This is a genomic window from Rhizobium sp. YTUHZ045 (assembly GCF_051124255.1).
In the GTDB taxonomy this organism is placed as follows: Bacteria; Pseudomonadota; Alphaproteobacteria; order Rhizobiales; family Rhizobiaceae; genus Rhizobium.
Map to the genome: position 1 here is coordinate 850,410 of NZ_CP101432.1, position 13,098 is coordinate 863,507.

Sequence of the window (13,098 nt, forward strand, 5' to 3'; positions counted from 1 at the left end):
ATGGTCGTGCATTGCAACGAACGCCAGCCTCGCACCAGCCGCGAATGCAATCGTCGCGCCAGATATCGCTGTCTCGCCGATCGTTGACTAGGGTGGTCCCATGAATTTTCTGCACCGGGTTTTCCCGATTGCCGGGCTTATGATTGCTGTCGCGCCGCTCAGCGGCTGCAACATCCTGATCCCCGATGTCGCTGCCGATTCGCCCGCCCGCTTCGTCCAGGAAACCTCGCCGGTCTTCTATCAGCCGCCGGGCGTCGATCCGCGCCGGGTGCGGCCGATCCCCGATCAGCCGGTGCCGCAGACGCGCGAGCTTTACAAGACCCAGTTCCACCAGACCTACGGCCTGCCGCTCACCAATCCCGTGCATATGGCGATGTATGGCGAGCAGCGCGCCGAGGACTTCACTCTGCCGGCGATCCCGGTCAGCCGGATCCAGCCGCAATTCCTGCGTCAGGAGGTCGACTATCAGACGACCGAGCGCCCCGGCACCATCGTCGTCGATACCAAGGCGCGTTTCCTCTATCTGGTCGAGGCTAACGGCAAGGCGATGCGCTACGGCGTCGGCCTCGGCCGCGACGGTTACGCCTGGTCGGGCCGCGGCGTCATTCAGTGGAAGCAGAAATGGCCGCGCTGGACGCCGCCGGTCGAAATGGTCTCGCGCCAGCCGGAAGTCCGCGCTTTTTCGGCGGAAAACGGCGGCATGAATCCCGGGCTTCAGAACCCGCTCGGCGCGCGCGCCATGTATATCTTCAAGGACGGCCAGGATACGCTCTATCGCATCCACGGCACGCCCGACTGGCAGTCGATCGGCAAGGCGACATCGTCGGGCTGCGTGCGCATGCTGAACCAGGATGTCGTCGATCTCTATGACCGGCTTCCCGCCAAGGCCGAGATCGTTGTGATGTAGCGCTGCAACAGCGCTCTTCATATCGTCGGCTCCGGCCGGAACACGTCTGCGTGAAGCTATGGTTTATTTGGCGCAAGCCGATAGATTTCTTGATGTCGTTATTCCAGCATTCCCGCATCAAAGGAAATCAGTCCCGCGTCATGAGTTCCGATAGACATCTTTCCCGCCGCAGCTTTCTTTCCCTTTCGGCTCTGACGGCAGCCTCCGCGCTCACCGGCTGCGCCTCCTCCGCCAACACCGTGACATCCGGCGACACGTCGATCATCTACCGCTCGCCCATGCGCCTGTTCCAGTCACCGGGAGCGTCGAGCGTGCCGAGCGGTCCGGAGCTTGCCGTCATGTACGGACCCGTCGAGGACGGCGGCTTCCTCATTCCCGCCGTTCCTTATGAAGAGATCGATCCGCGCTACTATCGCCAGCGTGTCCTCGACCCTACCGGCCAGCCGCCAGGCACGATCGTCGTGGATACGCCGTCGCGTTTCCTCTATCTCGTCCAGGCCGACGGCATGGCGATGCGCTACGGCGTCGGCATCGGTCGTGAGGGCTTCGCCTGGCAGGGATCGGGCGTCATCCAGTGGCGTCAGAAATGGCCGCGTTGGAAGCCGCCGAACGAGATGGTTGCCCGCCAGCCGGAACTGGTCAAATATTCGATCGAGAACGGCGGCATGGAACCGGGCCTGAAGAACCCGCTCGGCGCCCGCGCCCTCTATATCTTCTCGAACGGCGAGGACACGCTCTATCGCCTGCACGGCAACCCCGACTGGCGCTCGATCGGCAAGGCCGTCTCCTCGGGCTGCGTCAGGCTCTTGAACCAGGATATCATCGATCTCTACGACCGCGTTCCGACAAAGGCGCCGATCGTCGTCTGGCAGTGACGCCGCCGGGGCGGTCGCCAGTCGGCCGCCTCTGCTCACCGCTCGGAAAAGTTTTATTTTCGATTTAGCATTGCTTAATTCGGTAAAAGGCCTACATGGTGCCTATCGAATATGCTCGTGACCTTTGTCCATGCGCCAACGCGCTTCGTCAGATCTCCTCTCAGCATCGATATTTCCCGCGGATATTCTGCCACGGGTGCACTCAAACGGTTGAAAAGGAAATCGTTATGAATTCAGGCGTAGTCAAATGGTTCAATGGCACCAAAGGTTTCGGTTTCATTCAGCCTGATGACGGCTCCACGGACGTTTTCGTCCATATTTCGGCAGTCGAGCGCGCTGGCATGCGCGAACTCACCGAAGGCCAGAAGGTCCGCTACGATCTGGTCCGCGACAAGCGTTCCGGCAAGAGCGCGGCCGACAACCTTCAGGCCGCATGATTGTCATTCGCCTTGGCTGACCACAGATTGCGGCGCGCTGACCACGGATGTACTGGCAGCGCGCTGACCATCAAAGGCAGCTTGGTGGCTGAATGACTGGAAGAGGTCGGGTTCAAGCCCGGCCTTTTGTTTTGAAGTTGAGCAGCCGAAGAGTTGAGGGACGCAGAATGAGCAGACCAAGTTACAAGGTCGGCGACATGATCGTGCTGAAGTCCGGCCTGACCCGCACGGCAAAGGCAGACAAGCGATGCCGGATCGCCAGCATCCTGCCCAACGATCACGGGCACGTGCAATATCGCGTTCAGTTCACCGGCGAGAATTTCGAGCGCCGCATCACCGATGACGATATCGACATCGGGGAATCGCCACGGGCGGCGTCACTTGAGGCGGCCGCCAAAGCCGATGATGCCGAGCCGTGGCTGAAATTTTCGGGAATCCGCATGGGCAAGTAGCCCGCCGTTTTTATCATATGACAGCGGCCTCGCCGCCGACAGGAAGGATATTCGTTTGCAGGTACTCGTTAGAGATAACAATGTCGATCAGGCGTTGCGCGTGCTTAAGAAAAAGATGCAGCGTGAAGGGCTTTTTCGGGAAATGAAAGCGCGCAGCGCTTATGAGAAGCCGTCCGAGAAGCGTGCCCGCGAAAAGGGGGAGGCCGTTCGCCGCCAGCGCAAACTTGCCCGCAAGAAGCTGCAGCGCGAGGGCCTGCTGCCGGCGCCGAAGAAGGCTGTCCGCGCTCGCTGATCCGGCCGTGGCATGCCGGCCCTAATGTCACGGGCCGGTCGCCACATCTCGGCCTTGTGGAAGTACGGCCCGGCCGTAAAATGATGTTGGCATCCGAAATGCAAGGATCAAACGCCGGCACTACCCGAGAAAGGGGGCACATGACCGCCACCAAGGGAGAATTCTTCAACCCCGCCAAGCTTTCGTCTCGCGACAAGGCCGAAGCGACCGATCACACGGCCCGCGCCATCATTGCCGCCGAGGCATCGGCGCGTGACAAGAAGACGGAGAAGCTGAGGGCGCTTCGTCTGCAGCAGGCCGCCGAAGACGCGGATGCCGCACCTGCGCCTGCAAAAAAGCGCCGCTCGACGGCGAAGGCCGCCACTCGGCGGTCCTGATCCCGCCGCAGACGTCATACCGGCTTGGGGCAGGGGCTTTCAGCCGTCGCCGGCCCGGCCGAGATTGGCCCGCAGCCGATGCAGAATGTCGCGCATCTCGGCCATTTCCTCGATCGTGCAGCCGGCGGCTTTTCCGATCGCCGTCATGATCGTATCGACCTCTGACTTCATCGCTTCGCCTTTCGGCGTCAGCGACACGATCACCTGTCGCTCGTCGCGCAGATCGCGGATGCGCTTGATCAGCCCGCTCTGCTCCAGCCGTTTCAACAGCGGCGACAGCGTGCCGGAATCGAGGTCCAACTGCTCGCCGATCGTCTTCACCGGTAGGGCGCTGCGTTCCCACAGCACCAGCATTACCAGATATTGCGGATAGGTGAGGCCGACCCTGTCGAGGATCGGTTTATAGGCGCGGGTAAAAGCATGCGCCGTCGCGTAGACGGCGAAGCACAGCTGCTTTTCCAGCCGCTTCTCTTCCTCAGGTATCTCCATCGTCTTTACCGTTTGCGCTTTCATATCCGTCATCCCCGAGGCCGCGATTGTCCTCTTTCCATTCGTGAAATGCAATTTGCAAAATTAACTTGCGTACAATTTAATTGTGCGATAGTAAAACTCCGACCCGATCGAAGGGCCAACCAAAGGAGATCGTCATGCCTATTCTCTATACGACCAAAGCCTCTGCCACCGGCGGCCGCGCCGGCCGCGCCGTTTCCGAAAACGGCGTTCTGGACGTGACACTGACCGTTCCCAAGGAACTCGGCGGTGATGGCGCGACCGGCACCAATCCCGAACAGCTCTTCGCTGCCGGCTATTCCGCCTGCTTCCTCGGTGCCTTGAAATTTGTTGCAGGCCAGCAGAAGGTCAAGATTCCGGAAGAGACGACCGTCTCCGCCAAGGTCGGCATCGGCCCGCGCGAAGACGGCACCGGCTTCGGCATCGAAGTGGCTCTGACGGTCAATATCCCCGGCCTCGACCGCGAAACCGCCGAAAAACTTGCTGCCGCGGCCCACATCGTCTGCCCCTACAGCCACGCCATGCGCACCTCGACCGAAGTTCCGGTCACCGTCGCCTGATCACGGCGATTCAGCGCCTTGGAATTGCCCCTCGCCCTAACCCTCTCCCCGTTCTGACGGGGGGAGGGGACGTGCCCTGCGAAAGGTCGGCTTGGGACGGAGAGGTTGCGGCATATCCCTTCTCCCGTCAAAATGGGGAGAAGGTGCCGGCAGGCGGATGAGGGGCAGGTCGCCCTAATCGCCCGTCGCCCGTCCACTTTGACGCGGCCGGCCCGACGCCTCAGCCGGCTTCGGCGCTTCCACCGTCACCCCCGACAGCGCCTGCAGATCCTGCCGCAGCCGTAGAACGCCGCCGCCCGGCAATTCATCGTCGAGGGCCGCATGCGTGCTTTCCCAGATCGGCAGTGCTCTTGCCAGTACCGCCTTGCCTTCTGCGGTAAGGCTGAGCAGCCGGCCGCGCCTATCCTTGGGGTTCTCCACCACTGCCACCCAGCCCCTGCGCTGTAAGGGCTTCAGCGCCGCCGTCAGCGTCGTCTGGTCCATGGCGAGCAGGGCGGCGACCGGCCCCATCGGCGGCGGTTCCGGCCGGTTCAGCGACATCATCAGGGAAAACTGCCCGTTGGTGAGGCCGGCCGGCCGCAGCGCATCGTCGAACAGCCGGGCAAGCGCGCGTGCCGCGCGCTGCACATGCAGGCAGAGGCAGGTGTCGCGCACCATCAGCGTCGTCGAAAAGGGAATCTCGATCGAATTTGACATGCTCATTTTATATTGATATCAATGTAATTAGTCAAGGAGAAGGGGATGAGCCGGCTCGCCGGCAGCGCCGGAGGAGGGCGCATTTCATGCAGAACGAAGTTGTTTCCCGTGAGGAATGGCTGGAGGCCCGGCGTGCCCTGCTCTTGAAGGAAAAAGAGGCGACGAAGCTGCGCGACAGCATCAACGCCGAGCGCATGGCGCTGCCTTGGGTGAAGGTCGACAAGGACTATGTCTTCGAAACGCCCGAGGGAAAGAAATCGCTCGCCGATCTCTTCGACGGCCGCAGCCAGCTTCTGATCTATCATTTCATGCTCGGTCCCGACTGGCAGGCCGGCTGCCCCGGCTGCTCCTTCCTCTCGGATCACGTTGATGGCGCGCTGCCGCATCTCAACCATCACGACGTCACCTGGGTGGCCGTTTCGCGTGCTCCGCTCGACAAGATCGCCGCCTACAAAAGACGCATGGGCTGGAAATTTCCCTGGGTCTCGTCCTTCGGCAGCGATTTCAATTTCGATTATCACGTCTCTTTCAGTCCGGAGGATCTTGCCAAAGACAAGGTCTTCTACAATTTCACCTCTATCGAGCCGGCTGAGGCGCATGACGAACTGCCGGGCCTTAGCGCCTTCTACCGCAACGACAGGGGCGAGGTCTTTCATACCTATTCGAGCTACGCCCGCGGCCCGGAGGAACTGATCGGCACCCTGATGATCCTCGACCGCGCGCCGAAGGGCCGCAACGAGGAGAGCACGATGAATTTCGTACGCCGCCATGATGAATATGAGGATGCTCCGACGACATCGTCCTGCTGTCTCTGAGCCATCAAACATCTGGGATATCGTCATTCGAAGGGAGGAGAGCATGATGAAGGCCGCCGAAGTACTGAAAGAGCATTCCTTTTTGGAAAGACTTGTCGGCGACTGGAGCGTCACCGCACCCGAGATGTCCGACGGCCACGACTGGACGGAGACCGTCCGCTCCCTTCACGGCATCTGGTTCGTCGCCGAAGGGACCGGCCATATGCCCGACGGCAAGCCGGCCACCACGATCCTGACGCTCGGCTACAACGCTGAAAAAGGCAGATATGTCGGCAGCTGGATCGGCAGCATGATGGACTATATGTGGGTCTATGAAGGCGAGGTCGACGCCTCCGGCAATGTTCTCGACCTCTATACCACTGGACCCGACTTCAGCGGCGATGGCCTTGCCGATTACCGCGAGCAGATCACCTTCATCGACGACAATCGCCGCACTTTCACCTCCAGCGCCAAGCAGGAGGACGGCTCGTGGAAGCAGTTCATGGAAGCGCATTACATCCGCAAAATCTGACAATCACGACGCCCAAGCGAAAAGGCGGCGTCAGAAGAGGGAGAGCATGATGTCCAAGACGCATGGAAAGTTCATTTGGTGTGAGCTGATGACATCAGACACCTCAGCCGCCGCAAAATTCTACAGCTCCGTCGTCGGCTGGACCACCTCCGAAATGAAGGTGGAAGGCATGCCGACCTATACGGTCTTCGAGGCGAACGGCATCGGGGTCGCCGGCCTGATGGAGTTTCCGGCCGAGCTTGAAGGCCAGGGCATTCCGCCGAACTGGACGGGCTATGTCGGTGTCGACGATGTCGATCAGACGGCGAGAGATTTCGCCGCCAATGGCGGCGCAGTCCGCCGGCCGCCCCAGGACATCCCGACCGTCGGCCGCTTCGCTGTCGTCGCCGATCCGCATGGCGCCGTCATCTGCATCATGACGCCGGCGCCGATGGAACAGACCTGGCCGGAACTCGCCCCCGACGCACCCGGCAATATCGGCTGGCACGAACTCTATGCCGGCAACGGCAAAGAGGCGCTGGACTTCTATTCCAAGCGATTCGGTTGGACGAAGGACAGCGAGATGGATATGGGGCCGATGGGCGTCTATTACCTCTTCTCCCATGACGGCCGGCAGATCGGCGGCATGATGACCAAGCCCGACAGCGTGCCCATGCCCTGCTGGAGCTACTATTTCATCGTCCCCGCCATCGACGCGGCGATCGAACGCGTCACATCGGGCGGCGGCAAGGTCGTCAACGGCCCGATGGAAGTCCCCGGCGGCAGCTGGATCATCCAGGCCACCGATCCCCAGGGCGCCTTCTTCTGCCTGGTGGCGCCGAAGCGGTAGGTTTTCGCAGTTGCGATCTGCAATGGGCCCCTCATCCGCCTGCCGGCACCTTCTCCCCGCTTGCGGGGAGAAGGGATGTGCCGCGACCTCTCGTTCCCTCACCGGCCTCTCGCAGGGCACGTCCCCTCTCCCCGTTTGAACGGGGAGAGGGTTAGGGTGAGGGGCAGCCTCTTGCGAGGCATCCCACAATCACCTCACGACAGAAGCAAAAAACCCCTCCGGGCTCTCCACCTCCACCAGCCGCTTCTTCTCGATCAGCCAGAAGCGGTTTCCCACTGCCCGCACGAAACTGCGGTCGTGCGATACCAGCAGGCAACTCGCCTCCTGCGCCATCAACCCGCTTTCCAGCGCCTCCTGGCCTTCAATGTCCAGATGGTTGGTAGGCTCGTCGAGCAGATAGAAGTTCGGCTCCGTCAGCCTGAGCACCAGCATGCCGAGCCGTGCCTTCTGGCCGCCGGAAAGCTGCCCGATCGGTTTCGCCTGCATATCGATCGTCATGCCGGCCCCGGCGAGCAACGCCCGCGCCCGCTGGTCGCCGACATCGAAGCGGCGGATGATCATGCCGATCGGCGTATCCTTGTCGGCAAGATCGGCAAGCGCCTGGTCGCCATAGCCGAGAACCAGTGATGGCGTCGCCTTGATCCCATCCGGCCCGGTCCCCGGTCTCTCGATCGCCTGCTTCAGCATCGACACCAGCCGTGACTTGCCGGCGCCGTTGAGCCCGAGCAACACGATGCGGTCGCCTTGGCAGATGAACTGACGACCGGTCTTGAACAGCAGCGTCCCGTCCGGCGTCGTCACCGCCGCGTCTTCCAGTGTCACCAGCACCTTGGCATGAGTGCCGCGGTTGGCAAGCCGGATGGCGCCGGCCGAACGTTCGAGATGCGCCGGTCTTGCCGCATCTTCCAGCTTCTCCGCCCGCTGCTTCAGTTGCTTCGACTTCACGACGAGCAGGTCGCTGCCGGAATTGATGCCGATATTGGTGAGCTTGGCGGCCTGCTTGCGCAACTGCTCCGCCGCCTTCATGTCGCGCTCGTACCGGCGTGCCTCCGAGGCGTCGATCTCGTCGAGGGCGGCGCGTGCCCTGCTATAGGGGAGCGCAAAGACCGGCGATTGCTCCGGCCGCAGGAACAACGTCCGGTTGGTCGTCGCATCGAGAAAGGCGCGGTCATGGCTGGAGAGAATGACCGGCACCTCGCGCGGCAGCGCATTCAGCCAGCTTTCCAGCTGCGCGATCCTTTCGAGATCGAGATGGTTGGTCGGCTCGTCGAGCAGCAGCACGTCAGGCTCGCTGACCCAGCTGCGGGCAAGCATCGCCAGCCGCTGCCAGCCGCCGCTCAATTGCTTCAGCGGCCGGCCGCGCATGACCTCCGGCACCTCGAGCGATTCCAGCACGAGGTCGACGCGCCAGCTCTCGCTTTCGGCCTGATCGGCCGGCAGCGCCTGCAGCACCGCATTATAGAACGGCGTATCGAAAAGGGCGGCCGGCACATTCTGCGCGACATGGCCGATCGTCAGCCCGCGCGCCTTGGTGATCTCGCCCGCGCTCGGCTCCAGCGCGCCCGTGATGCAGGCAAGCAGGGTGGATTTCCCGCGCCCGTTGGCGGCGACGAGGCCAATGCGGTCGCCTGAATTGACGACGAGATTGAGGTTGGAAAACAGCGGCTTGCTCAGCGTCACGCCGAGATTGTGCATATTGATGAGGGTCATATTCGTTCTCTGGTCCTGACCGGGAGCAGACGAAATCGGTGGCATCAGGCCATCACGGATTGCGTCTTTCGCGCCCGGAATGAAGGGAATGCGCGCAGTCAACTGACGGCGGCGCATCGGCCACGAAGGGCAGACCAGGAAGAGATGTAAAAGCGTCTCTGGTCAGCCCTGCAAACGCATTTGCAGGGCGTTGACGGGACCACGCTGGCGATGATGCCGGAAATAATACTGCATAGCGTGATCCTCCTTTCTCGAAAGGGTTGCAGGATGGAAATACCATTGCGCGCAAGATGAGGCAAGTGAGCCGCGGAGCCCAAGAGAGCCTCATCCTGAGGCGCCCCGTAGGGGCCTCGAAGGACGAGGCGGGTGCGCCGGCGTCAGAGGGATGTAAGAAGCAGCGTTGCGGCGTGCTTCGAGGCTGCGCCCTCTGGGGCTTCGCACCTCAGCATGAGGGACGTTGGAGGATGCCGCGCTCTCATAAGCGGGTGGGGAATGGAGCGGTGCCGGCGGCGGGCGCTGCTGTTACCTCGCAATCACCCAACCGCATCGCCCGGCAATTCCAGCCGCCGGATTATGCCGATGTTCTGGAGAAATGTCTCGTCGTGACTGACGACGATCAGCGCCCCGTCATAGGCGATGAGACCCGCCTCGACCGCTGATATCGAGTCGATGTCGAGATGGTTAGTCGGCTCGTCGAGGATCAGCAGCGGCGGTGGTGCGGCGCCGAGTGTGCAGGCAAGTCCGGCGCGCAGAAATTGGCCGCCGCTGAGGGTCGAAACCGTCTGCATTGCCGCATCGGCCCTGAACATGAAGCGGGCAAGCGCGGCCCGGCAGGTGTTTTCATCGGCTTGCGGGTTGATCCGGCGGAAGTTGTCGCGGATCGACGTCGACGGATCGAGAAGGCTCACCTTCTGGTCGAGCATGGCGAAACCGGTCATTATTGAGACGGTGCCTGCCCGGGGCTTGAGCTCGCCTGTGATGAGCGCGAGCAGCGTTGTCTTGCCCGAACCGTTCGGTCCGGTGATGGCAATACGTTCCGGTCCCGTCACGTCGAATGACAGATTCTCGATGACGGGTTCATCCGGCTGATAGCCTGCCGTCACGCCGTCGATCTTCAGCACGATCTTGCTGGCCGGCAGCCCGGTCGGCGGCAGGCTCACCGACAATGGCTGCAGGATCTCGATCTTTTCGCGCGCCGCCTTGGCCTCTTCAAGCGCCCGGGCGCGCCGTCGTTCGGCAAGACGCGCATTGTCGCCCCCGGTGGTTTCGCTCCGCTCCTTCATGCCGCCGAGCATGATGCGCGGGATGCCCCCCTTGGCGGCCATCTTCCGCCCGGCGCTGTCCCTGTGTGCCTGACGCTCCACGGTCGCCTGCGCCTTCCTGGCGACCTCCGCCATGCGCCTTTCGGCATCGGCAAGATCATGCTCTGCGGCGGCAAGCTCGAGGGCCTTGCGCTCGCGGTAATGGCTCCAGTTGCCGCCGTAGCGCGTCGCGCCGAGCGAGGTCAGTTCGACGATCTGGTCGACGCTTTCGAGCAGTTCCCGGTCATGGCTGACGACGACGGCGCCGGCCCGCCAGCCTGAAATCAACGCGATCACCGCCGCGCGGCCGTCGCGATCGAGATTGTTGGTGGGTTCGTCGAGCAGCAGGAAATCCGGCTCGCTGAAGATGACCGCAGCAAGCGCGGCGCGTGTGCGTTGCCCGCCGGAGAGTGCGGCAAGCGGCGTCTGCGGCTCCGCGTCGAGTCCCGTTTGGTTGAGCGCGGTTGCGATGCGTGCCTCCAGCGACCAGTCCGCCGAGGCCACCTCGTCGGCCGTTGCCGCGCCGGCTTCGGCACGACGCAGAAGTGCGAGCGCCCCGGCCACGCCGAAGAGATCGGCAATGGTTTCGTCAGCCGCAACCTGAACGCTCTGGCGCAGCACGCCGAGGCTGCCGTTGATCGATATCGATCCCGAATGCGGCCGGATCTGACCGGAGATGAGCTTCAGCAGCGTCGTCTTGCCGACGCCGTTGCGTCCGACAAGACCGCTGCGGTCCCTGCCGAAACTGAGATCGAGATCGGAAAAAAGCGGCCGCCCGTCAGGCGTCGCCCAGGAAATTTGCGAGAGAGTAATGGATGCAGGCATGGTTATGGATTTCCCCGTTGGCAAGGCGAACTGGCATTGCGATCGGGTTGAAATCCATTGCGGCACACATCCTCTTGAAATGGTCGATGGGGGGAATTTAGGGGAGGAAGGCGTTGGGTTCAAGGCAAAGTGGCGATTCTGCATTCTTTCAAGCAGACCTGATAGCTGCCCCTCACCCTAGCCCTCTCCCCGTAAACGGGGCGAGGGGACGTGCCACGCGAGAGCTTCGTGAGGGACCGAGAGGTCGCGGCCTGGTCCCTTCGCCCCGCGAGCGGGGAGAAGGTGCCGGCAGGCGGATGAGGGGCTCAAGCGCGCTGCCGCGGCAAATGCCTACCGCTTCAAGCTCCCCAAAATCCCGCGCACCAGTGCCCGGCCGACCTGGGTGGCAACCGTGCGGGCGACGCTCTTCATCGCCGCTTCCACCACCGTTTCCCGCTGGTAGCCGGATCGACCGCGCGATTGGCCGCGGCCCTGGCGGTTGTCGTCATCGCTGCCGAAGCCCGGCAGGTTCCAGCCGGAGGTCGTGCCCGGCTGTTCGGCCGCGTCTTCCTGCGCCCGCTTGGCGGCCTCTGCTTCCGCCGCCTTTTTTGCCCGCGCCGCCAGCATTTCGAAGGCGGATTCGCGGTCGACGTCTTCGTCATAGACGCCGAGGACGGGGCTCCTGTCCATCACTTGCTGGCGCTCGCCATCGCTCAGCGGGCCGACGCGGCCCGACGGCGGGCGGATCAGCGTGCGCTCGACGATTGATGGTGCGCCCTTGGCCTCCAGTGTCGAGACCAGCGCCTCGCCGGTACCGAGGTTGGTGATGACGGTGGCGCAGTCGAAGGCCGGGTTCGGGCGGAAGGTATCGGCCGCCGTCTTCACCGCCTTCTGTTCGCGCGGCGAATAGGCGCGCAGCGCATGCTGGGCGCGGTTGCCGAGCTGGGCGAGCACCGTTTCCGGCACGTCGAGCGGGTTCTGCGTGACGAAATAGACGCCGACGCCCTTGGAGCGGATCAGCCGCACCACCTGCTCGACGCGTTCGATCAGAACCTTCGGCGCGTCGTTGAAGAGCAGATGAGCCTCGTCGAAGAAGAAGACCAGCTTCGGCTTGTCGGGGTCGCCGACTTCCGGCAGTTCCTCGAACAGCTCAGACAGCAGCCACAGCAGGAAGGTGGCATAGAGCCGCGGGTTCATCATCAGCTTGTCGGCGGCAAGCACGGAGATCTGGCCGTAGCCATTGGTGTGGGTGCGCATGATGTCGGAAATCTTCAGCGCCGGCTCGCCGAAGAAATGCTCGGCGCCTTGCTGTTCGAGCACGAGCAGCGCCCGCTGGATCGAGCCGACCGAGGCCTTGGAGATCAGGCCGAACTGGCTGGAAAGCTCGGTGGCATTCTCGCCCATATAGTTCAAAAGCGAGGTGAAATCCTTGAGATCGAGCAGCGGCAGGCCGGCCTCATCGGCGATCTTGAAGGCGATGTTGATAACGCCTTCCTGCGGCTCGGAAGCGTCCATCAGCCGGGCGAGCAGCAGCGGCCCCATCTCGGCGACGGTGGTGCGCACCCGGTGGCCCTTCTGCCCGAACAGATCCCAGAAGATCACCGGAAACTGGTCGAATTCGTAATCGGTGAAACCGATCTGCTCGGCGCGCTTGGTGAGAAAATCCTTGGGCTCGCCTTTGGCGGCGATGCCGGAAAGATCGCCCTTGATATCGGCCGCAAAGACCGGAACGCCGGCCCGGGAAAAACCTTCGGCCAGCACCTGCAGCGTCACCGTCTTGCCGGTGCCGGTGGCGCCGGTGACGAGACCGTGGCGGTTTCCGAACTTCAGGTCGAGATATTCTGGCTTGTTGATGCTGTCGTCGGGATTGCGGCTCGCGCCGATGAAAATCTTCCCTTCCTCGATCATCGCAATCTCCCTTCGGCCCTGCCGCCGTTTGTTGAGAAGGTCCGGCTTCCGTCGCCTTCATCGAACCATTGTTTCCCTGTTATAAGCAGGCAGGTGAATGCGGACAACTGTTTG

The 13,098-nt window shown here is 62.6% G+C and carries 15 protein-coding genes; 10 read left to right on the forward strand and 5 right to left on the reverse strand.

Features of this window, described 5'->3' with window-relative positions:
- The first annotated feature begins 100 nt into the window (after positions 1–100).
- The 6 genes from NMA58_RS04160 (at position 101) to NMA58_RS04185 (ending at position 3,340) form a co-directional block, all read left to right on the forward strand.
- Positions 101–907: a L,D-transpeptidase gene (locus NMA58_RS04160; RefSeq protein ID WP_221114734.1), complete on the forward strand. Its 807-nt coding sequence runs from the start codon at positions 101–103 to the stop codon at positions 905–907.
- Positions 908–1,047: 140 nt separating this feature from the next.
- On the forward strand, positions 1,048–1,782 hold the full coding sequence (locus NMA58_RS04165; RefSeq protein WP_430958733.1) for a L,D-transpeptidase family protein: 735 nt from the start codon (positions 1,048–1,050) through the stop codon (positions 1,780–1,782).
- A gap of 227 nt (positions 1,783–2,009) precedes the next feature.
- Entirely contained in the window at positions 2,010–2,219 is a 210-nt protein-coding gene (locus tag NMA58_RS04170; RefSeq protein ID WP_085777399.1) for a cold-shock protein, read from the forward strand.
- A 167-nt stretch (positions 2,220–2,386) separates the two neighbouring features.
- Entirely contained in the window at positions 2,387–2,671 is a 285-nt protein-coding gene (locus tag NMA58_RS04175; RefSeq protein WP_085777400.1) for a cold-shock protein, read from the forward strand.
- Between the two features lie 55 nt (positions 2,672–2,726).
- The gene (rpsU, locus tag NMA58_RS04180) at positions 2,727–2,963 is read left to right on the forward strand and encodes a 30S ribosomal protein S21 (protein WP_011424510.1); all 237 of its coding nucleotides are present in this window, start codon (positions 2,727–2,729) and stop codon (positions 2,961–2,963) included.
- 140 nt (positions 2,964–3,103) lie between these two features.
- Complete coding sequence (locus NMA58_RS04185) at positions 3,104–3,340, forward strand: hypothetical protein (RefSeq protein ID WP_285193011.1); 237 nt, start codon at positions 3,104–3,106, stop codon at positions 3,338–3,340.
- A 39-nt stretch (positions 3,341–3,379) separates the two neighbouring features.
- Here NMA58_RS04185 and NMA58_RS04190 read toward each other — a convergent pair whose 3' ends face one another.
- Complete coding sequence (locus NMA58_RS04190) at positions 3,380–3,862, reverse strand: MarR family winged helix-turn-helix transcriptional regulator (protein ID WP_434712477.1); 483 nt, start codon at positions 3,860–3,862, stop codon at positions 3,380–3,382.
- 125 nt (positions 3,863–3,987) lie between these two features.
- On the opposite strand from NMA58_RS04190, the gene NMA58_RS04195 reads away from it, so the two are divergent.
- Positions 3,988–4,410 (forward strand): organic hydroperoxide resistance protein, encoded by a 423-nt coding sequence (locus NMA58_RS04195; protein ID WP_003569525.1) that lies wholly within the window; start codon positions 3,988–3,990, stop codon positions 4,408–4,410.
- Between the two features lie 174 nt (positions 4,411–4,584).
- Here NMA58_RS04195 and NMA58_RS04200 read toward each other — a convergent pair whose 3' ends face one another.
- On the reverse strand, positions 4,585–5,106 hold the full coding sequence (locus tag NMA58_RS04200; protein WP_430958812.1) for a MarR family winged helix-turn-helix transcriptional regulator: 522 nt from the start codon (positions 5,104–5,106) through the stop codon (positions 4,585–4,587).
- A gap of 86 nt (positions 5,107–5,192) precedes the next feature.
- Between NMA58_RS04200 and NMA58_RS04205 the strand changes: the two genes are divergently transcribed.
- Genes NMA58_RS04205 through NMA58_RS04215 form a run of 3 tightly spaced genes read left to right on the forward strand, consistent with a single transcriptional unit; the run spans position 5,193 to position 7,261 of the window.
- Positions 5,193–5,921, forward strand: coding sequence for a DUF899 domain-containing protein (locus tag NMA58_RS04205; protein ID WP_434712479.1), 729 nt, complete (start codon positions 5,193–5,195; stop codon positions 5,919–5,921).
- Between the two features lie 43 nt (positions 5,922–5,964).
- Positions 5,965–6,432, forward strand: coding sequence for a DUF1579 domain-containing protein (locus NMA58_RS04210; RefSeq protein WP_434712481.1), 468 nt, complete (start codon positions 5,965–5,967; stop codon positions 6,430–6,432).
- A gap of 49 nt (positions 6,433–6,481) precedes the next feature.
- A complete protein-coding gene (locus NMA58_RS04215) occupies positions 6,482–7,261 on the forward strand; it encodes a VOC family protein (RefSeq protein WP_434712483.1) in 780 nt (259 codons plus the stop codon).
- Positions 7,262–7,450: 189 nt separating this feature from the next.
- On the opposite strand, the gene NMA58_RS04220 is transcribed toward NMA58_RS04215, so the two are convergent.
- The 3 genes from NMA58_RS04220 to NMA58_RS04230 form a co-directional block, all read right to left on the reverse strand.
- A complete protein-coding gene (locus NMA58_RS04220) occupies positions 7,451–8,971 on the reverse strand; it encodes an ABC-F family ATP-binding cassette domain-containing protein (RefSeq protein WP_434712484.1) in 1,521 nt (506 codons plus the stop codon).
- A 533-nt stretch (positions 8,972–9,504) separates the two neighbouring features.
- Positions 9,505–11,097 carry an ABC-F family ATP-binding cassette domain-containing protein gene (locus tag NMA58_RS04225; protein ID WP_434712485.1) on the reverse strand — a complete coding sequence of 531 codons (1,593 nt, stop codon included), beginning with the start codon at positions 11,095–11,097 and terminating at the stop codon, positions 9,505–9,507.
- 330 nt (positions 11,098–11,427) lie between these two features.
- Entirely contained in the window at positions 11,428–12,984 is a 1,557-nt protein-coding gene (locus tag NMA58_RS04230; RefSeq protein ID WP_434712486.1) for a helicase HerA-like C-terminal domain-containing protein, read from the reverse strand.
- Positions 12,985–13,098: the final 114 nt, after the last annotated feature.